The organism is Lawsonibacter sp. JLR.KK007, assembly GCF_036941135.1.
GTDB lineage: Bacteria > Bacillota > Clostridia > Oscillospirales > Oscillospiraceae > Lawsonibacter.
In genome coordinates, this window is record NZ_JAYWSY010000003.1 from 620,457 (window position 1) to 646,729 (window position 26,273).

At 57.7% G+C, this 26,273-nt stretch carries 20 protein-coding genes; 17 read left to right on the plus strand and 3 right to left on the minus strand.

Features of this window, described 5'->3' with window-relative positions; all coding sequences use genetic code 11:
- Nucleotides 1–2 precede the first annotated feature (2 nt).
- The 3 genes from VV088_RS21265 to VV088_RS21275 all read left to right on the plus strand — a co-directional run bounded on the left by VV088_RS21265 (nt 3) and on the right by VV088_RS21275 (nt 2,982).
- The gene (locus VV088_RS21265; protein WP_334602655.1) at nt 3–686 is read left to right on the plus strand and encodes a precorrin-2 dehydrogenase/sirohydrochlorin ferrochelatase family protein; all 684 of its coding nucleotides are present in this window, start codon (nt 3–5) and stop codon (nt 684–686) included.
- Nucleotides 687–829: 143 nt separating this feature from the next.
- Entirely contained in the window at nt 830–2,317 is a 1,488-nt protein-coding gene (locus VV088_RS21270; RefSeq protein WP_334602656.1) for a 4Fe-4S dicluster domain-containing protein, read from the plus strand.
- 176 nt (nt 2,318–2,493) lie between these two features.
- On the plus strand, nt 2,494–2,982 hold the full coding sequence (locus VV088_RS21275; protein ID WP_334602657.1) for a replication initiator protein A: 489 nt from the start codon (nt 2,494–2,496) through the stop codon (nt 2,980–2,982).
- 62 nt (nt 2,983–3,044) lie between these two features.
- On the opposite strand, the gene VV088_RS21280 is transcribed toward VV088_RS21275, so the two are convergent.
- Together VV088_RS21280 and VV088_RS21285 are read right to left on the minus strand one after the other, a co-directional pair.
- Nucleotides 3,045–4,067 (minus strand): IS3 family transposase, encoded by a 1,023-nt coding sequence (locus VV088_RS21280; RefSeq protein WP_334600186.1) that lies wholly within the window; start codon nt 4,065–4,067, stop codon nt 3,045–3,047.
- Complete coding sequence (locus VV088_RS21285; protein WP_334599158.1) at nt 4,064–4,489, minus strand: HTH domain-containing protein; 426 nt, start codon at nt 4,487–4,489, stop codon at nt 4,064–4,066. Before VV088_RS21285 ends, VV088_RS21280 begins: the two co-directional genes overlap by 4 nt.
- Nucleotides 4,490–4,825: 336 nt before the next feature.
- Here VV088_RS21285 and VV088_RS21290 point away from each other — a divergent pair, with 336 nt between their 5' ends.
- From VV088_RS21290 to VV088_RS21315, 6 genes are all read left to right on the plus strand, one after another.
- Nucleotides 4,826–5,173, plus strand: coding sequence for a DUF6017 domain-containing protein (locus VV088_RS21290; RefSeq protein ID WP_334602658.1), 348 nt, complete (start codon nt 4,826–4,828; stop codon nt 5,171–5,173).
- A gap of 173 nt (nt 5,174–5,346) precedes the next feature.
- Nucleotides 5,347–7,695 carry a ParB N-terminal domain-containing protein gene (locus VV088_RS21295; RefSeq protein ID WP_334602659.1) on the plus strand — a complete coding sequence of 783 codons (2,349 nt, stop codon included), beginning with the start codon at nt 5,347–5,349 and terminating at the stop codon, nt 7,693–7,695.
- Nucleotides 7,695–8,366, plus strand: a complete 672-nt coding sequence (locus tag VV088_RS21300; protein WP_334602660.1) for an antirestriction protein ArdA — start codon at nt 7,695–7,697, stop codon at nt 8,364–8,366. The genes VV088_RS21295 and VV088_RS21300 overlap by 1 nt, the downstream gene beginning before the upstream one ends.
- Before the next feature lie 12 nt (nt 8,367–8,378).
- A complete protein-coding gene (locus VV088_RS21305) occupies nt 8,379–9,593 on the plus strand; it encodes a DUF3846 domain-containing protein (RefSeq protein WP_334602661.1) in 1,215 nt (404 codons plus the stop codon).
- 3 nt (nt 9,594–9,596) lie between these two features.
- Entirely contained in the window at nt 9,597–10,550 is a 954-nt protein-coding gene (locus VV088_RS21310; protein ID WP_334602662.1) for an ArdC-like ssDNA-binding domain-containing protein, read from the plus strand.
- Nucleotides 10,551–10,554: 4 nt separating this feature from the next.
- On the plus strand, nt 10,555–10,929 hold the full coding sequence (locus tag VV088_RS21315; protein WP_334602663.1) for an LPD28 domain-containing protein: 375 nt from the start codon (nt 10,555–10,557) through the stop codon (nt 10,927–10,929).
- A gap of 5 nt (nt 10,930–10,934) precedes the next feature.
- Here VV088_RS21315 and VV088_RS21320 read toward each other — a convergent pair whose 3' ends face one another.
- Entirely contained in the window at nt 10,935–11,393 is a 459-nt protein-coding gene (locus VV088_RS21320) for a hypothetical protein (protein ID WP_334602664.1), read from the minus strand.
- A 284-nt stretch (nt 11,394–11,677) separates the two neighbouring features.
- On the opposite strand from VV088_RS21320, the gene VV088_RS21325 reads away from it, so the two are divergent.
- The 8 genes from VV088_RS21325 to VV088_RS21360 all read left to right on the plus strand — a co-directional run bounded on the left by VV088_RS21325 (nt 11,678) and on the right by VV088_RS21360 (nt 26,228).
- Entirely contained in the window at nt 11,678–11,986 is a 309-nt protein-coding gene (locus VV088_RS21325) for a MobC family plasmid mobilization relaxosome protein (protein ID WP_334602665.1), read from the plus strand.
- Nucleotides 11,986–13,308 (plus strand): relaxase/mobilization nuclease domain-containing protein, encoded by a 1,323-nt coding sequence (locus VV088_RS21330; RefSeq protein WP_334602666.1) that lies wholly within the window; start codon nt 11,986–11,988, stop codon nt 13,306–13,308. Before VV088_RS21325 ends, VV088_RS21330 begins: the two co-directional genes overlap by 1 nt.
- Complete coding sequence (locus VV088_RS21335; RefSeq protein ID WP_334602667.1) at nt 13,305–13,889, plus strand: PcfB family protein; 585 nt, start codon at nt 13,305–13,307, stop codon at nt 13,887–13,889. Before VV088_RS21330 ends, VV088_RS21335 begins: the two co-directional genes overlap by 4 nt.
- A 12-nt stretch (nt 13,890–13,901) precedes the next feature.
- A complete protein-coding gene (locus tag VV088_RS21340) occupies nt 13,902–14,780 on the plus strand; it encodes a hypothetical protein (RefSeq protein WP_334602668.1) in 879 nt (292 codons plus the stop codon).
- 283 nt (nt 14,781–15,063) lie between these two features.
- The gene (locus tag VV088_RS21345) at nt 15,064–15,984 is read left to right on the plus strand and encodes a hypothetical protein (RefSeq protein WP_334602669.1); all 921 of its coding nucleotides are present in this window, start codon (nt 15,064–15,066) and stop codon (nt 15,982–15,984) included.
- Nucleotides 15,981–16,796, plus strand: coding sequence for a class D sortase (locus VV088_RS21350; protein ID WP_334602670.1), 816 nt, complete (start codon nt 15,981–15,983; stop codon nt 16,794–16,796). The genes VV088_RS21345 and VV088_RS21350 overlap by 4 nt, the downstream gene beginning before the upstream one ends.
- Nucleotides 16,797–16,922: 126 nt before the next feature.
- Complete coding sequence (locus VV088_RS21355) at nt 16,923–17,780, plus strand: stalk domain-containing protein (protein WP_334602671.1); 858 nt, start codon at nt 16,923–16,925, stop codon at nt 17,778–17,780.
- Nucleotides 17,781–17,909: 129 nt separating this feature from the next.
- Nucleotides 17,910–26,228, plus strand: a complete 8,319-nt coding sequence (locus VV088_RS21360; RefSeq protein WP_334602672.1) for a collagen binding domain-containing protein — start codon at nt 17,910–17,912, stop codon at nt 26,226–26,228.
- The last annotated feature ends 45 nt before the right edge of the window (nt 26,229–26,273 follow it).

A 26,273-nucleotide genomic window follows, 5' to 3' on the forward strand; every position in this document is an offset into this window, starting at 1 on the left:
CCATGGCATATTTTCCTTTTTTTGTGGACCTGACCGGTCAGCGGGGACTGATCGCCGGGGGCGGGACGGTGGCCCTGCGCAAGGCGGAGAAGCTGATCCCCTACGGTCCGGCGCTGACCGTGGCGGCCCCGGACCTCCTGCCCGGCTTTGAGGCGCTCCCCGGCCTGACCCTGCTCCGCCGTCCCTTCACCCCCCGGCTGCTGGAGGGGATGCGCTTTGTGATCGCCGCCACCGGTGACCCCGCCCTGAACCACCGGATCGCGGCCCTGTGCCGGGAACGGGGGGTGCTGGTCAACGTGGTGGACGACCGGGATTGGTGTACCTTTCTCTTTCCCGCCCTGGTCCGGGAGGGCCCGCTGTCGGTGGGAATCTCCACCGGCGGCGCCAGTCCTACCGGGGCGGTGTGGGTGAAGGAGCGGCTGGAGGGACTGCTGCCCGAGGGCTTCGGCGGCTTGCTGGAGTGGCTGGAGTCGGTCCGGCCTGTAGTGCAGGAGGCCCTGCCCGGCCCGCAGAGCCGCGGTCCGGTGTTTGCCCGGCTGTTCGGGGAGGCCCTGGAGCTGGGCCGTCCGCTCACCGGGGCCGAGCTGGCGGCTGTGCTGGAGCAGGCGGGGGGTCTGGAAAGTTCGCGGAAGCTAACTGTGGACAAGGTGGAAAAGGGGGCGGTTCCTGGCGGCGGAATGGTGTAAAATGTCTCTTGACAGCGAGGCGTCCCCAGGGTAAAATGTGGTGGAAATGAAAGAAATCCTGCAAAATGCAGGAAAAACCGCCGGAAATTGCAAGGATCTCATACGGACTGTCGTTGGACAGGAAGAAGAGGAAGGAGAGCACGATGCATACATTTGAGACTAAAATTCAGGAGCTGAAGACCTCCGTTCTGACCGAGGTGGCCCGCCTGACCTGGGAGGATAAGCTCCAGAGCGGCATCCTGGACGTGCCGGAGAAGATCATCCCTGGCCCGGAGGCCAGCCTGCGCTGCTGCATCTACAAGGAGCGGGCCATCATCAATAGCCGGGTGAAGATGGCCATGGGCGGGGACAAGAGCAACCCCAGCGTGGTAGAGGTTCTGCCCATCGCCTGCGACGAGTGCCCGGTCACCGAGATGACGGTGAGCGCCTCCTGCCGGGGCTGTCTGGCCACCCGCTGCGTCCACGCCTGCCCCAAGGATGCCATCACCATCGTCAACCACCGGGCCAGCATCGACCACAGCAAGTGCATCACCTGCGGCAAGTGTGTCAGCGCCTGCCAGTACAGCGCCATCGTGAAGAACCAGCGCCCCTGTGAGAAGGGCTGCCCCGCCAAGGCCATCTCCATGGGCCCGGACAAGAAGGCGTCCATCGACATCAACGAGTGTATCTCCTGCGGCAACTGCGTGTACCAGTGCCCCTTCGGAGCCATCCAGGACAAGTCCTGGATCGTGGACGCCATCCAGATGGTCCAGGGCGGCGCCCACTGGGGCTACAAGACCTACGCGGTGATCGCCCCCTCCATCGCGGGCCAGTTTGCCCCCGCCACCTATGGCCAGGTGGTGGCCGGCATCAAGCAGCTGGGCTTCTCCGGCGTGGCCGAGGTGGCTCTGGGCGCCGACATGGTGGCCGACCGGGAGTCGGAGGAGCTGGTGGAGAAGGGGGTCCTCACCTCCTCCTGCTGCCCCGGCTTTGTGGGCTACGTGAAGAAGAAGCACCCTGAGCTGAACCAGTACGTCTCCCACACCCCCTCCCCCATGGTGATGATCGGCCTGCACCTGAAGGAGAAGGAGCCCGACGCCAAGGTGGTCTTCATCGGCCCCTGCGTGGCCAAGAAGAAGGAGTTCCAGCTGGGCCGCACCATGAACGCCATCGACTGCGTCCTCACCTACGAGGAGCTGTTCGCCCTGTTTGCCTCCCGGGACATCGACCTGGAGAAGCTGGAGGAGGCCCCCCTGGATGAGGCCAGCGGCTATGGCCGGAACTTCGCCCGCAGCGGCGGCGTGGCCGAGGCCGTGGTCCAGACCCTGAAGGAGAAGGGGTCCGACTTTGCGGTGAAGGCCGTCCCCTGCAGCGGCACCGCCGCCTGCGAGGTGGCCCTGATGAAGCTGAAGGTGGGCCGACTGGAGGGCAACTTCATCGAGGGCATGGCCTGCGAGGGCGGCTGCGTCCAGGGAGCCGGCTGCCTGGTACGCAGCCCCAAGAACAAGCTGGACGTGGAGAAGCACGCCAAGGCGGCCAACGACCAGGGCCGCGGCGTGGTCCAGGCGGTGAATGCCGCCAAGGGCATCGCGGCTCCCGCCGCCCCCGTCAAAGCCGCCGCCAAGACCGAGAGCAAGGCGGAGAAGGGCTGATTGAAATACGCAAAAAACCGCCGTCCGTTAGGGGGGTACTGATAAAGAACCTTATAAAACCACAAAAAAGTTGAGCAGTTACCGAAAAAAGCAAGACTTTGTGACAAAAATCAATACCCCCGAAAAGCACGATTGTAGGATCGTGCTTTTTTTATGCCCAAAAGGAGGCGAGCACTGTGCCGGAGGCCATCTTATCAGATTATTTTTACGGCGATGAATCTGAGCAATTTGTATTTTTTAAAATCCCCCGCCAGCTTATCACCGACCTAAAATTCAAGCACATCTCCACCGACGCCAAACTGCTGTATGGTATGCTGCTGGACCGCATGAGCCTGTCCGCCAAGCACGGCTGGTACGACGACACCGGGCGTGTCTATATCTACTATACCGTGGATGAGATATGCGGGGACATGGTATGCGGGCGGGATAAGGCCATGAAACTGCTGGCTGAACTGGACAACAAAAAGGGCATTGGCCTGATCGAGCGTGTCAGGCAGGGCCTGGGCCGTCCCTCGAAAATCTATGTCAAGCGGTTTACTACCCGGACAGCGCCTCCCAAACCGGCCCCGTTGCCTCCTGAACCTTTTGCGCCCATTTCTGAGGTCGATTTTTCCGACGTGCAGAAGTTAAAGTGTACCCTTAGTCAAGGACAAAATAAGAAATAGACACCCCAAAATTTGGACAGACATCAAAAAGGACAGCAGGCTGAATGAATCTCAACTATTTGTCACCTAATTAAAGGATCAGAAACTATCTCTGGCTCCAAAGTGTGCGCACCAAGCTCATTGGGGGTTTTAGAGATTTCAGGCGGCGAGGGTTTGCTGGGGAGATCAAGAGGATAAATGCCGGTAGTGACAAAGGAGAAATATTCGTTGGGAGAGAGCTTTGCCAAATCCCATTGATACCTCTCGTTGTTGTAATACGACATATAATCGTCAATGATCGCCTTTACCTCATCAAAAGAGGGATCGCCCGTCAAGTCAATCAAATCTTTCATATGCCCGAAGAAGCTCTCCTGTGGCGCATTGTCCCAGCAGTTTCCTTTGCGGGACATAGAGCGGCGAAGCTCGTTGTGTTCAACGAGTTCAATAAATTTGCAGCTGGTATAATGGCAGCCCTGGTCGCTGTGGATCACGGTCTCTGCATGGAGCGAGACGCCATGTTCCCGCATCAAAATATCCACCGCGTCCAGCACAAAGTCAACATCCAAGGATGGACTGAGGGTATAGGAAAGCACCTGCTTTGTATAGGCGTCCATGATCACACAGAGGTAGAGGAACGACCCACCCCAGGGGATATAAGTAATGTCCGTGAGGAGCACAAGCCGGGGGCCATAGCTCTCAAATTCACGGTCTAAAAGGTTAGGCGCATAATGATTCGTTTTCATTGCGTTTTTCATTTTGCGGTAAGGGTTTGCCCTCCGAATCGGACATTGCAAGCCGTATTTTTTCATCAACCGGCGTATCTTTTTCAGGTTCATAACCACCGGCGGAGTATTGTGGATAAGGCACATATAGATGCCCCGCGCCCCTTTGGAATATCTCCGCCGGTTGTATGCCTCCAAAACCAGCTCAAAATCAGCGCGATCCTGTGCTTCCCGCACCTGCCTGGCCGAAGCGGCGTTTAACCACGCATAGTAGCCGGACCTGGAAACCCCCGCTGTCTGGCACATCATGGATACAGATAGTTCGTTCTCACTGTTGGATAACGTCTGGTGGATCAGGGAAAAGATGGTGGAAGCCTCGTTCATGGCCGCGGCCCTTGCTTTCGTCCACCTCTGGCAGAGGATATTTTTTTTAGAAATTCCACCTCCTGCTCCAGATATTTCAGCCGGTGCTGCATCTGCCGCAGCTGAGCCTGGGTAGTTGTGTCTCCGCCTTCAGCAGACCCCTCTCCGCGCCTGCGCTGCGGCCGCTCATGGAACCCTTTCGCTGAAACCGCCTGCTTGCACACTACGTTCTGGATGCCGCTGAGACGATTCCTCCCGAGTACCTCCGGATCATAGCCCAAATCGTACATAATCGTTCTGGGTGTATCCCCTTCCTGGTATCTCCGCCAGAATTCTTCCTTGAATGCGTTTGTGAAGGTGATCTGCGTGGTGGACACATGGAGCGTGTATGGATTTTCTGCCATAACCCGCACCTGCTCTTGGGTAAACATTTTCCGTGCCATGTGTGATGCCCCTTTCTATTGGCCTCATTTTATCACACAGCCCTACCCTTAGAACATACTCTTGTCCTATATCCCTTTTCTTTCATTACTTGTTTCGTCCACTTTTAGGGTACGTCCTTACTTTTTAACCTGTCCACCAACCTGGGTCGCCATTTTTCCTGCTGTCCATAATCTTGGGTACAGTTTAAGTCGGAAAATCCGACTTCAAGAGGTCGAAAAAATCCACGTCAAGAGGTCGAAAAAATCGACCCAAGTTATACAAAGAGAATCCAAACTGATTTTATCCAGCCTTATCCATCCATCTCCCCCCGACAGCCCCCCAAGGGGCCGATGGGGATGGATCGATACAAGCAAAGAGAGATCATCGAAGAAAATATCGGCTATGAGCAGCTTCGGCAGGAACTTCCCTACGATGATGTGGAAAGCCTTCTGGAGCTGATCGTTGACGTGATATGCAGCACCGCCTCAACCATGCGGATCGGCGGAGAGGTCCTGCCAGTGGAGACTGTCAAGCAGCGATTCCAGCAGCTTGACGGGGGGCATATCAAATACGTCGTTGAATCTATGCGGCAGACCACCACGAAAATCAATAATATCCGGGCCTATCTGTTGACGGCGCTCTACAATGCGCCGGTGACGATAGGCCCTTACTATACAGCCGCTGTGCGGCACGACTTTGGGTGAATGAAAGCCCACCGTGGGACGCAATTTCAGCCCAAATCAAAACTCTGGTTAAATATTCAAATCCCACCATGAGACGCAAATCCAGTCCGGTTATGTTTCGCCCGGCAGAGAATGAAATCTCACCGTGAGACGCGAATTTTAACAAATAAAAGCCATAAAGGAGGTAAATTTTAATGGCAAATGAAAACGGCAAACCCCAAGCGCAGACCATTCCCCTGGCAAAAATCCATGACCTGCCCGGCGTGTTCATCAGCAAGCAGCCGGACAAAGCCTACGGCGGCCTCGTCACCAGCATCCAGGCGGGAGGCGTCAAGGAGCCGGTGATCCTTCGGCTCCGTGAGGACGGCGAGTATCAGCTTGTGACGGGCTACCGCCGCCGCCGGGCCAGTGAGCTGGCCAAGAAGCAGGACATCCCCGCCCTGGTGTACGACATGACCCCGCAGGAGGCCATCGACTACCACAAACGGGTGCAAAAACAGCCTGGCCTGCCTGTCCCCGGAAAACTGTTGGAGCCCCCTGTTTTGGACAGGAAAGCGGAGAAACCCGACATCAAGGGTACGGAAGATCCGACCACTGATCCCCAAAAAGTGGACAAACCCGCTGACCCGGCCAAGGGCGGCAAGGCCCAGGAGGCCACCGCACCCAAGGCTGGAGAGAAGCCCGCTACCCCCGCCGCTGGGGATAAGCCCAAGGAGGCCTCGGCCCCTGCTGACCCGGCCAAGGGCAGCAAGGCCCAGGAGGCCACCGCACCCAAGACCGGGGAGAAGCCCGCTACCCCCGCTGCTGGGGATAAGCCTGAAAAGGCCCCGGCCCCCGCTGACCCGGCCAAGGACGGAAAGGCTCAGGAGGCCACCGCGCCCAAGGCCGGGGAGAAGCCCGCTACCCCCGCTGCTGGGGATAAGCCTGAAAAGGCCTCGGCCCCCTCTGACCCGGCTAAGGGTGGCAAGGCTCAGGAGACCACCGTACCCAAGGCCGGGGAGAAGTCCGCTGCCCCCGCTGCTGGGGATAAGCCTGAAAAGGCCCCGGCCCCCGCTGACCCGGCCAAGGACGGAAAGGCTCAGGAGGCCACCGCACCCAAGGCCGGGGAGAAGTCCGCTACCCCCGCTGCTGGGGATAAGCCTGAAAAGGCCCCGGCCCCCGCTGACCCGGCCAAGGACGGCAAGGCCCAGGAGGCCACCGCACCCAAGGCTGGAGAGAAAACCGCCGCCCCCGCTGCTGGGGACAAGCCCAAGGAGGCCGCTAAACCTGTCATTGCTGTCACCGGCCCCGCAGCCAAGGGACCCTCTGGGACAGCTATCTCCCAGGTGTTCGACGAGCGTCTTTCTCCCCCGGATGAAAAGGCGCTGAAAGACCTGCCTGTGCCGAAAGAGGGCGAATCCTTCTTTATCACCCTCCACCCGGCTTACCTGGAAAAGTCCAAGTTTAATGTCTTTTCCGTGGACCAATCCAGTGAGAATTTCCGGGAACTGAAAAAGTCCGTGGAGCTGGTGGGGATCAAGGACCCTGTGCTGGCCCGTCTGAAACCGGAGGGTGGTCTGGAAATCCTGTCTGGCCAGCGCCGCCACCTGGCAGCCCTGGCCCTGAACTATCCCGTCCCCACTATCATCCAGAAAATCGACGACGCTGACGCCAAAATCATTGTGGCGGACGGCAATCTGCATCGGGATAAAATCTCCATGTATGACCTGTCCCGGGCCCTTCGGATGAAGATGGAGGGCATGAAGCAGAAATCGGGCCGCCGCAAGAAGGGCACGTTCAAGGCCGAGGAGCTGGACAGCGATGAAAAGCTGGCTCAGGAAATGGGAATGAGTGTCAGTAAGCTGAACCGTATGCTCCGCCTGTCTGAAGCCACCAAGGATGTGTGCGCCCGAGTGGACGACGGCTCCCTCCACCTGTCCACCGCATCGGCTATCTCCTTCCTGAAACCTGAGAATCAGGACGAGGTGCTTCACTTGATGGACCTGGGCTATAAGGTCAAAAATGAACAGGTGGAACGTATGAAAAAGGTGGATAAGGCCGGGAAACTGGATGAAATGACCATGCGGGATATTTTGGACGATAAGGACATCAAGCCCAAGCTCCCGCCTGCGCCCCCGGCACCCACGCCTCACCAGCCTGTCCAGGTGGTGGACGGCCAGACTCCCCCCCTCCAGGGCGGCCAGATCATTCCCCCGTCCCCGGACATGAAGCCCGCACCTGATACCGCCACTCCCGCTGTACCGGGGGCGACAGCCCCCGCCGCTGATCCTCCGGTACAGTCCGGCCCCACAGCCGGTCCCGCGCCTGCCACCGGAACCGGGCAGGAGGAGAAGGAGCCTTTTAAGGGTGAACAGGAGCGGCCCGAGATCACCAAGGTCATTCTCACCGGAGACCGCCTGCGCAAGTATTTCCCCGATGTCTCCATGACGCCCCGTGAGATTGAGGAGAGCGTCTATGAGGCGCTGGAGGAGCGCCGCCAGCGGCAGATCAAGGCCCAGCAGAAGGACGCTATTTTTCAGCGGGGAAAAACGCCGGGGCGATAATGGAATTTCACGCCAATATTGCCAACCTGGGCAAGTATAGCGCCGGGCAGCTGGCCGAAACTATTTTGTCTTTTCCCGTCACAACGGAGCAGGTCCAGGTGGCCTTGCGGGAAATCGGCGTGGACGGCCTCCGGTATCAGGAGATCATCATTTTGGAGTGTCGCACCAGTATCCGGGGACTTGACGATAAAATAGGTGACTTTGACCACATCGACGAGCTGAATTACCTTGCCTCCCGGCTTGCGGAGCTGACGCCGGAACAGCGCAGCAAGTTTTCCGCCGCAGCTGAGCATGACGAGTACGGCGGCAGCTTGCAGGATTTAATCAACCTCACCTTTAACCTGGATTGCTACGATCTCCTTCCCGATGTGAAATCAGACGAGGACTACGGTCATCATCTGGTGGACACCCATCGGGATTTTTTTCTGCCCAAACCGGCCCGGCTCTACTTCAACTATGAATCCTACGGCGAGTGTACCGCCATCAATGAGGGCGGCTGTTATACCGTCCAGGGCTACATCTTCAACAACCGCCGCATACCATTCAAAGAAGTTTACGACGGCCAGCACGTCCCGGAACAGTACAAGGTATTCCAGTACCCCATCCAACAGAGGATCAAAACGGCCCGGCCCGGCAGGAGCCGGGACAGCCCCGGCCATAAGCGCCCATGAGGGCGCTTTCTTATGCCCAGAAAAAAGCGGGCCAGGGTAGAAAAGCCGCCACTCCATGTTGTTTCCCTCTCAGGCGGGAAGGACAGTACCGCTATGCTCCTGCTGATGGTAGAACAGAGTATGCCTATTGACATGGTAGTGACTGCCGATACCGGAATGGAGTTCCCCGAGATGTACCGCCATTGGGACCAGGTGGAGCAATACTTATTGCGTAAGCGTGGCCTAAAGTTGACCATCCTGCGTCACCCGGAGGGCTTTGAGAGGATGATGTTTGACCACCCCGTAAACCGTGCGGAGGAATGGCAGCATGTCACACCTTATGGCTATGGCTGGCCCGGTATCAAAAAGGGCCGCTGGTGTACCGGCCAGCTCAAAACACACCTGATAAACAAGGCTGTATCACAGCTGAGAAAAACCCATAAAATCTTCCACTATGTCGGTATCGCCGCCGATGAACCGGAACGGATCAAAGGCGAACATTACCCCCTCTGCGATTGGGGAATCACCGAGGCCCAAGCGCTGCAAATCTGCTACGACCGAGGCTTTGACTGGGGCGGTCTGTATGAGATATACCACCGCTGTTCCTGCTGGTGCTGCCCCTTCCAGCGCATTGACGAACTGAGAAAGCTCCGCCGTCACCACCCCCAGCTTTGGGCCAAGCTGCTGGATATGGACGACAGGGCTTTAGCACAATTCGGCCACAATGCCCTGGGTCGATTCAAGGACCACTGGACTGTAGCGGAGCTGGAAGAACGTTTCTCCGCTGAGGATCGGGAAATATCCCTTTTTGATAGCGATAAGAAAAAAGGAGCTGATGTAATGAATGTTTTAGTAGTGGAGCCAGGAATGGCACCCTACGAGAAAGAAATCAACGGCCTGGAAGAAATGCAGGCCGTTGTGGGCGGGCCTATTAGCGCCCTTTACCCCTTTAAGGAAACGACTGTTCTTGTTGTCAATGACGAGGGTATCAACCTGGGCCTGGAGTTTAACCGCAGCATTGAGGGCGGCTACGGCGGTGTCTTTGGAACATTTTTTGTCTGTGGGCTGAATGAGGATAAGTTTTGCTCCCTAACCCCGGAACAAATGGAGCACTACAAACAGAAATATCTAAAGGCGGAGGTCCTGATTGCACTTAACGGGAATAAACCCTTTACATTCAAAGTTGATCCCCGCCCCAGGATACCGCCTGACACCCCCAAGCACCCGCCTAAAAAACCGGGACGGTGAACAATGTCCGCCATATCAGATGAACGGCTGGCCGAGCTGACCAACCGACTGGAAAATGGGATCAGGGAACTATACGCCAGCGGGCGGTATGCGGAGTATCTGGCCGCAATGTCCAAGTTTCACCGTTACAGCTTTGGGAACGCCCTGTTGATTCTACTCCAATGCCCCACGGCATCCACCGTCGCTGGTTACAATACCTGGAAAAAGACCTTTGGCCGACAGGTCAAGCGGGGTGAAAAGGGCATTCAGATTTTGGCCCCCTGTCAATTCACCCATTTGGTGGAGTACCAGAAGCTCGACCCAGCCACCGGCCAGCCCCTATACGGCAAGGACGGTAAGCCGCTGGTAGAACGCCGGCGGGAAAACGCCACCCGTTTTAAGATTGCCACCGTGTTCGATGTGAGCCAGACGGAGGGGCGGGAGCTGCCTAATATCGGTGTCTCTGAACTGACCGGGGAAGTTTCCGATTTTTCCGGTATTTATGATCGGCTTGCCGCCCTGTTTCCTCTCCCCGTGGAGCAGGACCATGTTCCCGGCACCGCCAAGGGCTACACCAGCTTCATGGAAGGACGTATTGTCATCAAGCCTGGTATGAGCCAGGTACAGACCATCAAGACACTGGTGCATGAGATCGCCCATGCCAAACTCCATAATCCTGATTTTCTGTCTGAGGAGCAGAAGAAGGCCCGGCGGGAGAAGGAGGTGGAGGCTGAGAGCGTGGCCTATGTGGTCTGCCAGCACTTCGGTATCGACACCTCCGACTACTCCTTCAGCTATGTGGCCGGTTGGAGCAGGGGCCGGGAGCTGACAGAGCTAAAAGCCTCCCTGGATGTGATCCACGCCACCGCTGGGGAGATCATCAACACCATCCAGCCACCCCCACCTGAATTGGAACGTAAGGCCCCGGAGCAGTCGCAACAGCAGAAATACAAAACTAAAAAATCGGTAAGGAAGTGATTTTTTGAGCAGCTATGACCCTTTCGAGCGCATGAGGGAAATTGAAATCTTCGGTGTCCCCGCCCTGTTCACCGACAAGGCCATCCCCCCGGAGGCCGTCCATCCCGGCATGAGCCGCTATGAGCTGCTGGCCGGGGACGGTGGCCCGGAGCAGCCCCGGTATGCGGCCATCCAGCCGGGCGGCAAATTCCTGGGTACTGTACTTACCCCTGTCCCGATTTTCCTTTACGCTCAGGATACGCAGCGGGAAATCGGCCCCGGCGACCTGATTCTGGACACTGAGGCTGGGAGCTACACCCCCGCCGAGTTTGAGGAAAAGTATCTGTCCCCAGACTATGATCCCCAAACTCAAAAAGAACGGTATGGCAAAGAGGAGTGATCAAGTTATAGCTTTTTAAGTATATAGGCATCACATTCATTGCTTAACATCTGTATGTGTTTATTAAGTTCATTCAAGTATATTACAGCTGATTCACGATTTTGGGCTGATAAAGCATCTCTTAGCTTGTTGGTACAAATAAGAGTGTCAGAATTTATATTTTGAAAATTCTCTAATATTACTGAGTGTCTATCAAAATAGGGAAATAATTCTTTTGCAGCAACAGCAAACACTTGGCTCAGTATCGTGTTTTGCTCTGTCTCATCCAAAGAGTATGTAAAGTTTTGTAAGAGATCGCTGATTTTTTCAGCAAACAACTGGTATTGTCTAACAATAGTAATTATTTGTGTTGCCTTCCCCTGTTTCTTTTCTAACTTTTTACTAAAGAGGCTTTGAAACAGGTAAATAAGTATTCCATTTGTGATAATCGGAACCAGTAATTCTATCCAATCTTTCAATTCCATACATATACCCGCCCTTTAACTGTAGAAGTAATCTCATTATAGGCTAGCTGCTTTGAAAGTCAAGTTCTCTTATAAGTAGCACCGCTTTGCGGCGCTGTCCCAGCAAGTATGTCATTTGGTAGCACAAATGACCCTTGTTAGGGGCAAAGCCCCTAAAACCCCCACGAATAATGGCGTCTCACCGTGAGACGCGAAACATAGCGGCTCCATCGTCAGGAACCATGCCGCCGCTTAAAATGAAATCTCACCGTGAGACGCCAATTCAAATCAGAAAGGAAGATGCCATGCGAAAGCGAAACCGCCATATCAGTGTATGGATGAATGAACAGGAATACCGACACTTAAAAGCTCAGGCAGGTAAAGCGGGACTGGGTATTGACCCGTTCATCCGTACTTTAGTCGCAGGTGTCCAACTCCGCCCCCGTCCGCCCGACACCTACGCCGCCTTGCTCCGGGAGCTGTCCGCTATCGGCAACAACGCCAACCAGATTGCTTATTGGGCCAACGCCCAAAAGAGCATTTCCGAGGCCGACATACGGCAGGCCGCCTCCCTGGTCCGGGAGGCGTGGCAGCTGGTCAAGGAGACGCTGTAGTGGCCTATGACAAAATCATCACCATCCGCAGCCGGTTGGATCACTGTCTGGATTATGCGCTGAATGAGGAAAAAACGGCGCTGTCCCAGGCCATAGACTATGGCATGAATCCGAGCAAGACCCACAATCTGGTGACGGGGATCAACTGTGTCCCGGAATCTGCCCACCAGGAAATGCAGGCCACCAAGCGCCGCTGGGACAAGCGGGGCGGGGTGCTGGGCTACCACATCATCCACTCCTATGCCCCCGGTGAGGTCACCTCGGAACAGGCCCACGCCGCCGGGGTGGACTTCGCCCGCCGTCTGCTGGGGGACCGCTATGAGGCCGTTGTCTCCACCCACACCGACAGAGAACATCTGCACTGTCATATCGTGTTCAACTCCGTATCCTTCGTAGACGGCAAAAAGTACCGCAGCGATTTTCAAAGCTATTTCGGCACCCTGCGGGAGACCTCCAACACCGTTAGCCGGGAACACGGCCTGTCCGTCATTGAGCCAGAGGGCCAGGGCAGACACTACGCCGAATGGGAGGCCGAGCGTAGCGGCAGAGGTACGGTCCGGGGAGTCGTCCGCCAGGACATCGACGCCGCCATCCGGGAGAGCTTCACCTTTGACAGCTTTCTGGTTGCCCTTCGGCGGCAGGGCTACACGGTGAAGTATGGGGCCAGCGTCAAGCACACCGCCATCACCCCGCCGGGCGGCAGGCGGGCTTTCCGCCTGGACAGCCTGGGGAATGGCTACACAGAAGCGGACATCCGGGCACGGCTGGCCGCTGTCCGCAGTGGCGGCATACCCACACCGCCAGCGCCACAGCCCATTGTCCCCAAGCGGTACACCGTCAAAAGGCGGACATACCGCCAGAGCCAGCGGCGCAAGCTCCACGGCTTTCGTGCTCTATATGTGTATTATCTGTATCTGTTGGGCGGACCGCATCTTCGGAGGCGGAAACCGCCTTCTTTCGCTGTCCGGGCGGATGTGGCCAAACTGCGGCAGTATCAGCGGCAATTTTCCTTGCTGCAAAAATACCGCATTGACAGCGACAGCCAGCTTGCCACACTGGGCGAGGCCCTGCAAGCCCGGATCGACGGCCTAACGGCTGACCGCAAGGACCTCTACGCCAGAAAGCGGGGTGGCGAGGACGTGGAAGCGGAAATCGCCGCTATCAATGCGGAGCTGCGCCGCTTGCGCCGGGAGTTGAAAACCTGCGGCAAAATTGAGGCGGACATACCCCGTATCCGGGAAAAAACAGCGCTTTACCAGGAGCAGAGGACCCAGGGCGGGCCGGTCAGGGACCGTCCGACGATAAAATTTGAGAGGAAGTGATTTATCTGGACGTAAACGCCGAGGCCGCCGATCTGGTGGTCAAGGAGAGTATTCAGGCCACGGAGAGCGCCGTCAAGCTGGCCGGGACCGGGCTGAAAAATGTCGCCGCCCTTCTGCTGGCCCTACAGCGGCAGGACAGTAAGGTGGTGGGCAAGACCAGCGCCAAGCGGTTGGCCCGTGACCCCGCCCCCGCCGTCGTCGTCCCACTGAAGCAGGAGGACATGAAGCAGTTTCAAAAGCTGGCAAAGGAATACGGTATTTTATACTTTATCGCTCAAAAGAAGGGCAATGATACCGGCTATGTCAACATCGTGTCCAACCAGAACTACGCCGCCCAGCTCAACGCCGTCATGGAGGCCATGCAGTACCCCATCCCCCAAAAGGCCCAGGAGGGCGAGCCGTCAAAAAAAATGAACCCCCGTGCTCCACAAGAGAGGTCCTCGCCCGAGCACGGGAGTGGCTGGAATCCCTCCCAACCGGAGGGGACGGATATTGAATCCGTCCGGGCCCGGCTGGAGGGGCTGAAAGCCATGTCCAGGGGGACGCACACCAGAGAGAGGACCCACGAAAAGATTCGATAGGAGGAATTTTGTTTGGCAAGTATCAGCGACATCATCAAGGGCAGGGCTGACCGGGATCAGGCCCGGACGGAACAGCTCCGGGCCGACCGGGAAAACCTGTCCCATATGCGGGACAGCGCCCTGGAGGACATCACCACCAAGCCGGACCGCTACCAGCAGTATCTGACCTTGCAGGCGGATAACGTCCGGTGCAGCGTGGGCAACGTGGCCCTGACCATGTACCAGCTGCCGGGGGCCACCCGGATCGGCTCCACCGACTTTTGGCACCAGCAGGGCCGGTACGTCATGGACACCGCTATGAACAGCGGGGCCAAGGTGTTCGTCCCGCCCAGGGACCCCAAGCGCCGGGGCTACTTCATGGGCAATTATTATGACATCAGCCAGACCACCGGCAAGCCCGTCATTCCCCCCGCCCCGCTGGAGGATAAGACGCCCCGAATGACAGCGGCCCTGGCCGCCCTTATGGATCAGACCCCTGTGGCGATAGCGGCCGATGAAGAAATTTCGGCGGCCGCCTACTACAACGAGGCCGACTTTACCATCTACATCAACCCGGCCCACACCGACACGGAGATTTTCAAGGCTCTGGCTACGGAGATCGCCTTTGCCCGAGCCCATGACCGGGGCTACAACAAGGGCTACCGGCGGGAGGCTTACCGCCTGGATTCTGAGAGCGTGGGCTATATGGTTTGCCGCCGCTTCGGGGTGGCCTGCGCCCCCCCGGACGCCAAAATGGTCCGCATGTTCTATGATGGCTATGACCCCTCCAGCCGGGCCGAGGCCCTGGAGCAGCTTCGGGGCACCGCCCGGAGTATTGGGGACGGCCTGGACCAGCAGCTCAATCCCCGGCAGCAGGAACGCCAGAATAACCGCCGTCACGGGTCCAGATAAAGCGGCACTATCTGGGGCGTGTCCCCTTTGGGGAGGGTACGGCGGGCACCCCTGCCAGTCAAGGCCGCATGATTGCTTCGCAATCATGCGCGAGCCGGCCAGTCTGCGGACTGGCCGGGCCTTGACAGTCAGTGCCCCCCGCCGTCTGTGCTATGAAAGGGGACACACCCCAAAAGCCGCCTTTCGGCGGCTTTTGCTATCCTGGGAGGCGGTTTACCTCCCACCGTCCAGCGGGGCCAACGGCCCCGCTGGACTACCTTATACTAAAATTGGAGGTTTGCATATGAAACGCACATGGAGACGCTTTGCCCCCGCACTCGCCGCCCTTATATTGGCGCTGGCCCTGTGCCCCGCTTCGGCGCTGGCCGCTGAACAGGACACTGGAGGCGGTAATCAGGCCGCCGCTTATCCCGCTGAGGTACGGGAGAGCGAGGAAAACGGCGTCCACCGGATCGAAAAGGTCTATGTCCTGTCCGTCCGGGATGACCCCGCCGCTATCCCTACCGCCGACTTTGAACGGGAGGGCCGCAGCTACACCCTTCTGGATGTGATCAAGAATGACCAAACTGAGACAGACGCCAAGGACCACATCGAGGTCGTCACCCTGGCTACAGATACCAAGGACGTGGCCGCCATCATCCAGCAGCTGGAGCCCGCCCTGGAGGTGACCACCGAGGACGGCTACACCGGGACCCTCACCCCGGACTATCCCGGTATCACCGTAGAGGCGGACGGATACCAGACCAGCTCCCGCACCGTCACCGCCACCCGCAGCTATCCCAACCTGTCCGACGCCGACGCATCCCTGATCCCCAAGACCATTACCGACGGCGGGCAGACGCTAACCCTGGCCGACGTTCAGTGGCAGGAGGCCGGGGGCTTCTACAACGCCACCGCCAACTATAGCGGCACCGCCACAGGGAAGTATGCCACCGGCTACACCGCCACCGTGGAGTACAAGGGCGAGGTATCCAGGACCAGCGGCGACACCGTGATTTACACCGCCATATTCGCGTCTCACGGTGAGACGCGAAACTCGCCCGGCCCGCAGGACCCCTCCGCCCCGGCAGACCAGAACAGCGGCGGAGGTATGAACAGGGCCCTGTTGGTCCTTCCCCTGGCCGTGCTGCTGGGCGGCGCTGGCTTCGGCTGCTGGAAACTGACCAAATATATGAAAGATAAGAAACGGGGGTATGTAAAATGAAAAAACGCTTGACCATGTTGCTGGCCCTCTGCTGTCTGCTGGGGGCCTTCGCCACCCCTGCCAGCGCCCTGGAGTACACCTTTGACAGCCCGCCCACCGGGGACTTCGGCGCTCCCACCAGCGACGACACCATCTATGAGCATAAGGACCCTAACGTGGACCGGAGCAAGAGCAGCGCCCTGATCCCGCCCGGCTTCGGGACGCCCACCAGCTATCTCCCCAACTCCGGGGAATATTTGACGCCCAATCTGGCGGCGGGCGGGCCGCTGAACAGCCCCTCCCTCAATGGGACCGTGACCGGCTCCATCGGCGGTGGAACCGTGCTTCTACCTGGGGCGGTTGACGCGCCCACTTCCAGCTACCCCACCACCGGCAGCACTGCCAATACTCAAGTCACTGGCTTTACCGACGTGACCTCCGACCTCTACTACAGCAACGGCAGCCTGGGTACTCTGAAAATCCCGGCCATTGGCTTGACCGTAAAGGTGGTCCAGGGGACGGACAGCAAAGCTCTTGCCAAGGGCGCGGGCCACTTCACCAACACTAGTATTTGGGACGGCAACTGCTGTCTGGCCGGGCACAACCGGGGCGTGACAAACCACTTTGGGAAGATCCACACGCTTGACACGGGGGACACCATTACCTTGACGACCAAGCTGGGAACCCGGACCTACTCCGTCACCAGCGTGATGAAGGTGGGCGAGACAGACAACTCCATGTTGGCCGCCACCACCGAAAATTGCATCACACTGTTTACTTGCGTCCGGGATGAACGGGACTACCGTTGGTGTGTCCGGGCCGTGGAGGTATAGGAACAAATCCCACCGTGAGATTTAATTTTGGCGCTGGAACTGTGTGGGTTTTTGACGATATCCCCTGTTTTTGATACAATATTAGTAGGAAATCATTTCCTGAATAAACTTTTGGAGGTATCAAAAATGAAAGGGAAATACGTTCAGTTTGTGACCGGCGCGATTGCTGGGGCCATGTTGGTCCCCACCACTTATGCGGCAGTACAGCAGCTTACCGCCACCCCCAGCACCCAGCGATTCTACATGGACGGCGCTCCCGTTCAACTGGAGGCTTATGCCATCAACGGCAGCAACTATGTGAAGCTCCGGGACATTGGCGAGGCCGTGGGCTTCAACGTCAGTTACGACGGCTCTACCAACAGCGTCTACATTGGCGAACGGCCCACCGGCGCCCAAGGCGCTGGCACCGGCTACCTGACCAACGGCCAGCCTGTCACCGAGGAAAATGTGCTGGCTCTCCTGCGGCAGATCGAACGGGACTGGCCCACCGGCACCACCTGGGGGACTAACAAAACCCCAGGCACCCACAAAAACGAAATCCCCAGCACAGAAAGCGGAAAAATCATGCGCAGTTACCATGTCAGCAATACTTACGCCTGCGGGGCCTATGCCAGCATGGTAAGCTCCCTGATTTTCGGTGATACCGCCAATCCTGGCCGCAAATTGAATGATTTATCCCAAATGAGACCGGGGGATATCCTGTTTTACGTCCGCAATGACAGCGGTAAGATATGGCATGTTGCGGTTGCATTGGAAACGCCCAACAGTATAAACGCATTTCATATCACAGACGGCAATCATGGTGAAACTGTGCAATGGCCGGACAGCTCCAGCCCCTACAGCAATATTGACAACCTGGAGTGCTACCGGGGCGAGGGCAAAAGCCATCATCTGGAGGTATGGACCCGCTATCCTGAGAATGTCCCCTACACCGGAAACAGCACAGACGCATGGCTTACCCAGGCTAAAAATAGGAGGTCATAAAATGCACCTGAAACCACCCATCCCACGCATGAACAGCCCCAACCCATAAATGAAGAATGACGCACCCACGGGCCGCACGAATTATGTGCGGCCCTTTTTTATCCCAAAATCAAAAGGAGGAATTTTTTAATGCTGAAAAGTATGAAAGCCCACTGGAAACGGGCCGTTTCCGGGCTGTTGGCTGTTATTATGGCCGCTGGTATGCTCCCGGCCCCGGCCTTCGCCGCTGACACCTCGGGCGGCTCCAATCCCTACGCACCCACTGGCAATTTTGAAGTAAATGTGGCGGGTGCCACCGCCTGGAACGGCGGCGATGGGGCCTTGACCGTCTACAAGACCGAGAGCGGCAGCGCCCAGGTCACGACAATCCCCGCTGCTGTGCCCTTCGCCCTTCTGGAGGACAACGGCGGCACTCGGCTGAAAGTCGGCTATGCTGCCGACGGCGGCTGGACAGGGAGCAGCCTGGACGGTACCGGCTGGATCGACAAAGAAAATGTCCTGGTCAATTTGCCCGACCTTCTCCCCAGTATCGGCTATGACCGGGACAGCGGCAGACTGTTCAATTCCCGCCTGACCCGGTTTGAATATGTTATTCCTGCCAGCTATAGTCTGGCCGAGCAGTTGGCCCAGCTTCAGCAGGAGGCCATGACCAGTGGCAATACGCTGGTGGTCCGTCAGAGTGGCCAGACCGTGAGCGTCAGCCGGGCCAAGGGCGACCCCGCCCAGCTGCACAGCTACACCCTGGACGGAGTGGCCTACCAGAAGTACGACGGCTGGACGGAGTATGAAACGGCGGACGACAGCCTGGGCGACCTCAGCTACGAGTTGCCCTTCTCCATTGACCGGGCCTATAGTGCCGATCCCAGCGTGACGCTGACGGTGTTTTGCCCACAGACCGTCAGGCGGGCCCCGGCCAGAGTAAGCGCCAGCAATCCCACAGGCGGCGTGGGGGCCTACAACCCCGGCAGCCCCGGAGGCAAAAAGCCAAGCACCTCTAACGTGGCCTGGAGTACCGATCCGGAGCGGACTTTTCTTCGCTTTACCCTGCTGGAATTTCCCCAGGGCGTCGTTACCGACCTGAATACACGGGATTGGAGCACATGGCATGTTATTGGTACTCCCTTGAATGTCGTTTGGAGCAACGGCTGGTCCGTGGACAAGTGCCGCAGCGATATAACCTGGTACAACTCCAACGCCATGCAGTACAACGGCGAGGGCAGCAACGCCCCCCAGTTGATGGGCGGCTCCTTTGAGAACGGCGGGGTGTACTCCTATGACGCCACCGGAGGAAGTAACAGCCGGTGGGTGACTACCGCCGATGAATTTCAGGCGGCGACCGGTATCTCCGACCAGGAGAAAGAGCAGATGTTCCATTGTAACTCCGGCAGCTGGTCCAGCGGCTGGAGGAATGGAGACTATACCTCCATGTGGGGCACCGACGCTGAATCCGTGACTCCCGGCAATCTCTATCAGGTCTACAAGGCCAACGACGCGTTTCTCTATCTGTTAAAGCGGCTGAGTTCCAATGAAAGTAATGATGGTTGGGATGCCGATACAGCAATGGAAAACTGGTCCGAGTACGTCCACGACGCAGACGGTAACCTGCGGACCAAGTACCGGATCATTGTAGAGACAGGCGGCGTCTTTAAGGACCCGGACGGTATGCGCCGTGCCTATACCCTGCGTGAGATGATGGCTTACAGCCTCTACAACAACGAGGGCAGCGGCCCTTATACGCTCATTTATGACCAGATGTCCACGATGGTGAACATGGCCCGCTGGATGCGGCAGGGCAAGGACAACCAATTTTTGGAGTATCCTCTGGATGAAAGCGGCACCCCCACCGGGGAGGAACTTCACTCCACCAACGGTTTCAGAGAGACGGACAGCTATGTGGACACCATCCAGTACGCCCGGCCTATTCGGGATACTATCTTTTCTGAGCGCCGGTCTTTCGGCCTGCATATCTTCTCCCCCTTCAATTTTGAAGGCGAACAGCCTGACCGCCCCTCTTTGGAAGTCACAAAAAAAGCGGGCTCTGATATTTCCTCTGGCGAGGAATGGGGTTTTACGGTAAAGTATATAACCGGAAATCCCACCAGCTTTTCCGCAACGAAAAACGGTGCGGACTGTACCAGCCAAGTGACGGATACCGGCAGCGGCTTGAAGTTCAGGTTAAAGGCCAATGAGACGATCCACATTGATTTTGAAACAGACCTCTCTTTTCGCTGCGAGGTAACAGAGGACGATTCTTCCGACCTGACCGATATCACTGGCAGCGGCGGCACCGCCGATATGACGGCGAAAAAGTTTACTACCACCAGTGGAGTTGCTAAAGTGACCTTTACCAATGGCACTGAGCCGCCTCCGCCCCCGGATAACCCTCCGCCTACCCCTACCCCCGGCAAGGCTATCCTCTACAAGAGGGACGCTAACACCAACGCTGGCGTCGGGCCCGCTACCTTTAAATTCAATTCTGTCGTGAATGGCAGCTATGAATTTGATACCGACGCCTCCGGTACGCTGGAGAGCATCCAGTGGTGGGACCCCACCGAGGCTGACGGCAAGTACATCAAGCCCGGCGAGTACGCTGTCACCGAGATCGTACCGCCGCCCAATTACCTGCCTACTACTGAGGTCCAGCAAATCAAGTTGGAGCTGGATGCGGACGGCAACCCCATTCCGGCTGGCCCATTAGTGTTCAAAAATTTGGCGAAAGTAGGGCTTCGCGTGGTTAAGTATGACCGTCAGAGCCACCAGCCCATGAACGGTGTGACCTTTGAAATTTTTCATAATGGCACCTCCATCGGCCGCTATGAAACCAAGGGCCAGGGCGAAATCATCCTGACCAACATCGAGCCCGGCACCTACCGGGCCATGGAGGTAGACACCGGCGACGAGGGCCATATCCTGGACACCAGCTACCAGGAGGTAGAACTTGTCGCTGGCGGCGGCACCAAAGATTTGGTGTTCTTCAACGACAACAAGCCCGGTATGAAGCTGGTGAAGGTGGACAGCGCCAACCCCTCCAAGACCATCCCCAATGCGAAATTCCGTATCCGAGCCGTGGATGGCAGCTTTGGCCCGCAGGAATTTGTGACCAATGGTAGCGGCGAAATCGACCTGTCTAACCTCCCCGCAGGTTCCTATGAGGTGACTGAAATAGAGTGCGCCGGGTACGTCATTGACAACGCCCAGCGCATTATTCATCTGAAGGCCAACGACACCGCCCAATTTGTGTTCACCAACACCAAGAAGCCCGGTTTCCGTCTAATCAAGACCAGTGCGGACGGCACTCCCCTGGATGGCGTTACCTTTAAGATCACCCCCATTGAGGACGCCAGCCACTCTATCGACCGCACCACGGCGAACGGCGGCGAGATCTTCGTGGAGGACCTGGAGCCCGGCGTGTACTCCGTCGTGGAGACGGCTACCCTCCCGGACTATGTTCTGGACAAGACGGAGTACCATGTAGAGCTGTCCCCCGGAAAAACCGCTGAACTTCGGCTGATGAATGAGAAGAAGCCCCTGTTGACCCTCTCCAAAACGGACGCTGACACCGGGGCGGTTGTCCCCGGCACCGTGTTTGAGGTCAAGGGCATTGACAACGACTATCAGGACGACTGGACCACCGGAGCGGACGGCAAGGCTGCCAAGCGCGTCACCCCCGGCACCTACCGGGTGACGGAGAAACATGTCCCCGCCCCCTACTACCTCCCGGACAAGGACGCTGACCGGGTGCAGACCATCTCCCTGAATCCCGGCGATGAAAAGACCCTGTTCTTCAAAAATCATCGCACCCCCGAGCTGACCATTTTCAAGGTGGACAGCGTGGCGGGCGCTCCCATTGAAGGGGCCAAGTTCCATGTGACCTACACCAGCAACGGCGAGGCCGCCGGCGCTCCCGCCTCTATGGACTTTGGCTTTTTCATTTCCGATTCTCACGGTGAGATTCGATTACACGAAAAAGGAAAGAAGCTGTACCCCGGCGAGTACACCGTCACTGAGGTGGAGCCCGCCCCCGGTTTCCAGATGAAGGAGCCCACCACGCAGAAGGTCATTCTCCACGGCGGCGAGAGCAAGACCCTCACTTTCCAGAATGAGCCGTTAAATGGGATCGTGGTCGAAAAATATGACAACGTGACCCATGAGGCCCTGCCCGGCTGCACCTTCCAGCTCCGCTTTTTGGGCGGCACCAGCGGCACAGGCGGCACCGTCATCGGCCAGAAAACCACCGGGCAGAACGGCACCTGTATCTGGACTGGCCTGACCGCCGGGACATACGTCGTGGAGGAAATTGACCCGGCAGACGGCTATTCCATCATCAATTCCTCCGAAACGGTCTATATTTCCGACGATGGAAAGCAGAGCGTCGTCACAGTGAAATTCGACAATGCACCGGACGGGATTCTTCTTATTCGGAAGGTCTGTTCGGTGAATCCCTCTGTTACCCTCCAGGACGCTGAGTTCAAGGTGACCTATGCGGACGGCACCCTGATTGGCGACAGCAATGGCATTTACCGCACCGACGCCCATGGCGAGATCCGCATTGAGGGCCTGAAACCCGGCAAGAGCGTCATTGTGACTGAGACAAAGGCCCCCGCTGGATTCATCATCGACACACAGTCGCAGACCATTCAGATCAAGGAGGGCCGGACTGTCAGCCTCACCTTTAAAAACCAGCCTCGGGGGAAACTAATTATCCAGAAGCGAGACAGTCAGACTGGCCAGCCTCTCCCCGGCGCCGAGTTCCGGGTCACAACCGCCGCTGGCTGTGAGGTTGGTCTGGACGGCGTGATCGGCACCGCCACCCTCACGCAGAACGGGCTGTTCACCACCGATTCAAACGGCGAGATTCGCATTTCCAACCTTGCTCCGGGGGCCTATGTACTGACTGAAACCAGGGCCCCGGCAGGGTATGTCATGGATTCTCCCAGCACCAACGTGGTTATCGGCCCCAACGGTGACACGCAGACGGTCATTGTCACCAATACTCCCAAGGCCACGCTGACTATCACCAAGCGGGACGCTGTGACCCGCAAACCCCTGGCAAATGCTGAGTTTATCGTCCGGGACAGCGAGGGCCACACAGTCGGCCCCACCAATGGTATCTACAAGACCGGGACGGACGGCACAGTAATTGTCTCTGGCCTGGAGCCCGGCAGCACAATCATGGTATCGGAAACCAAGGCCCCCACTGGTTATATCCTCGATGAGACGCCCAAAAGCATTGTAGTAAAGTCTGGTATTTCCAACAGCCTGATTTTTGACAACGAGCCAGGCACTACACTGATTATCCGAAAGTTTATCGAGGGCACCGAGAACGAGCCGTTGAGCGGTGTGTGCTTCAAGGTGGTGGACGGCTCCGGAGCCGCTGTTGGCCCGGACGATGGCTGCTACTACACCGACAAGGCAGGCGAGATTGTGCTCAGTGGCATTGAGCCCGGCACCACCGTGATTGCCCGTGAGATCAAGACGGTGGAGGGCTACATTCTGGACGGCACTCCCCAAGACATTCTTATCAAGGGCGGAGAGGTACAGCAGCTCACATTCTGGAATAAACGGGCCGGGACCCTGGTAATTCAGAAGAAGGACAAGGTATCCGGGGATCTGATCCCCGGCGCGCAGTTCCAGCTGATCTATGCCAATGGCGGCTTCGTGGATAATGACAACGGCCATCTGAGCAGCAACGGCCTCTACACCACGGATGATAAGGGAGAGATCAGAATTTCCGGTATTATTGGCACCGTCGTTGCCAAGGAGGTCAAGGCCGCTCCCGGCTATGTGATCGACCCGGCCACGCAGACACAGACCGTCACCGTCAACCCCCTGGACACGCAAACGCTTGTATTTCTCAATGATCCCATGTGCAGCCTGACCATTAAAAAGCTGGATTCTGTCAGCGGCAAGCCTGTCCCCGGCACCGAGTTTGTGGTCAAGGACGGCAGCGGCAACATCCTGGCTCGCTGTACCACCGGCAAGGACGGCACTGCCACGGTGAGCGGCCTTGTTCCCGGCAGCACAGTGATTGTCACTGAAACCAGAGTGCCCGAGGGTTACGTGCTGAACCAGACCCCGCAGACTATTACCGTAAAGAACGGCACCGGCAACAGTCTGATTGTCGGCAACATCGGCGGCAGTTCTGGCGGCAATGGCAGCAGCAACGGCGGCAACGACCTCACCTTTGAGAATGACCCGAAAATGACGTTGACCATCCACAAGTACATTGAGGGCACCGCCAATGAACCTCTGGCTGGCGTGGCCTTCAAGGTGGTGGACGGCTCCGGGGCCCCGGTCGGCCCCAGCGATGGTGTGTTCTACACCGACGCCAAGGGCGAAATTGTGATTGAGGGCCTGGAGCCCGGCACCACCGTAACCGCCCAGGAGGTCAAGACTGTTGAGGGCTTTGTGCTGGACGGTACTCCCAAGACCATCAAAATCAAAGCGGGGCAGGCCCCTCAGCTGATATTCTGGAACAAGCGGGCCGGGAATCTTATCATCAATAAGGTTGACGGCATTGACAAGCACCCCCTGGCTGGTGTCTGCTTCAAGCTCACCTATGCGGACGGCTCCAACGTGGACCAGGACGGTGGCAAGACCTCCACCAATGGCATGTATGTAACAGACAGCACCGGCCAGATCAAAATTTCCGGTATTGTTGGCACTGTGATTATCACAGAGGTCGAGACCATTGACGGCTACTATATTAAGGAGGAACACCGCACAAAGACCGTTGAAGTCAACCCGGACGACACGCAGACGGTGACAGTCTATAACGTCCCCACCCAGGCGCTGGTGATTCAGAAGTTCGCCGCGGGGGACAAGGGCGCTCCGCTGGCCGGGGTGGAGTTCCTGGTTACTGACAGCGACGGCACCCTCATCGGCCCCAACAACGGTATCTACAAGACCGACGCGCTGGGCCGTATCACCATCAAGGGGCTGACCCCCGGCACTGTCATTACCGCCAAGGAGACCAAGGCCCTGGACGGCTACATTTTGGACAGCACCCCGCAGTCCATTGAAATCAAGTCCGGGGAGGTCCAGACACTCAGCTTCTACAACACCCCCGCTGGCGGCCTCACCATCATCAAGAAGGACGAGGAGACCGGGGAGCGGATCAGCGGCGTCCAGTTTGAGATACGCAAGCTGAACGGCGAGGTCATCGGCAACTATACCACTGACCGCAGCGGCGTTATTTCTCTGCCCCAGGCCGACACGGGCTGGTATCAGGTGACAGAGTTGAAAGCCGCCAAGGGCTACCGGCTGGACAGCCAGCCCTACCAGGTAGAGGTCAAGGACGGCTCCACCGCCACCCTGGAGATCACTAACCGGCAGGCTGGCAGCGCTATTATCCATAAGGTGGACAGCCTCACCGGAGAAGGGATTTGCGGAGTTAAATTCTTGGTATCCGACAGCAAGGGGAACCCCATCGGCACCTATGAGAGCGACAACGAGGGCTATGTTTTTATCGACAAGGACCTTGCGGATGGTAAGTACACCGTGCGGGAATTGGAGTGCGCCCAGGGCTATATCCTGGACACCGTGCCCAAGACCTTCTATGTGGAGTACGGCGGCTGCACCACCATAACCTGGCCCAATACCGCCATCCGGGGACAAATCCAGATCGTGAAGAAGTCCGCCGAGTACAACAGCGTTAACGGCCTGCCCGCCGGGACGCTCCTGGAGGGGGCCACCTTTGAGATTTACAACGAGCGCACCGGAAACAAGGTGGATACCATCGTCACCGGGGCCAACGGCCTCGCGTCCTCTAAGGCCCTTCCCCTGGGCCGCTACACAATCCGGGAGACAAAGGCCCCGGCCAACTATGGCACGTCCACCGAAACCTACACCGCCGTGCTGGAATACTCTGGACAGATCGTGCGGCTGGAAATCAGCAACAAGAGCCTGTCTACCGGAGTTTCCATCGAAAAGACCGGGCCCAAGGAGGCCATGAGCGGCCAGCCTGTCCGCTATGTGTTCTCCCGGATTGGTAACACCAGCAATGTCATGCTCCAGTCCTTCTACTGGAGGGATACCCTCCCCGCCTCTGTGCGGCTGGATAAGGTAGTCACCGGGACCTACAATTTCCCCGGCACCTATAAGATCGTCTATAAAGTGAACAGCACCGGCGACTACCGCACCCTGGCCGACAGCCTCAGCACCAGCCGGAATTACACCCTGGCTGCCAGTCCCGCCGCCCTGGGCCTTGCGGCCAATGAGCGGGTGACAGAGGTCATGTTTGTGTTTGGGCAGGTCCCCGGAGGGTTTAGTCAGGTGGAGACTCCCATGCTCCATTGCATCACCCTTCCCGGTCTGGTCCCCGGCTCCAGTTTTGTCAACGTCGCCGACGTGGGCGGGACCTACAACGGTGTGTGGGTCCAGGGCGTGACCCGCTGGGTGACGACCGTATACGGCAAGCCCACTCCGTTACCCCGTACCGGCTATTAAATCCCACCGTGAGACGCCAATCACTCCCATAATGAAATCTCACGC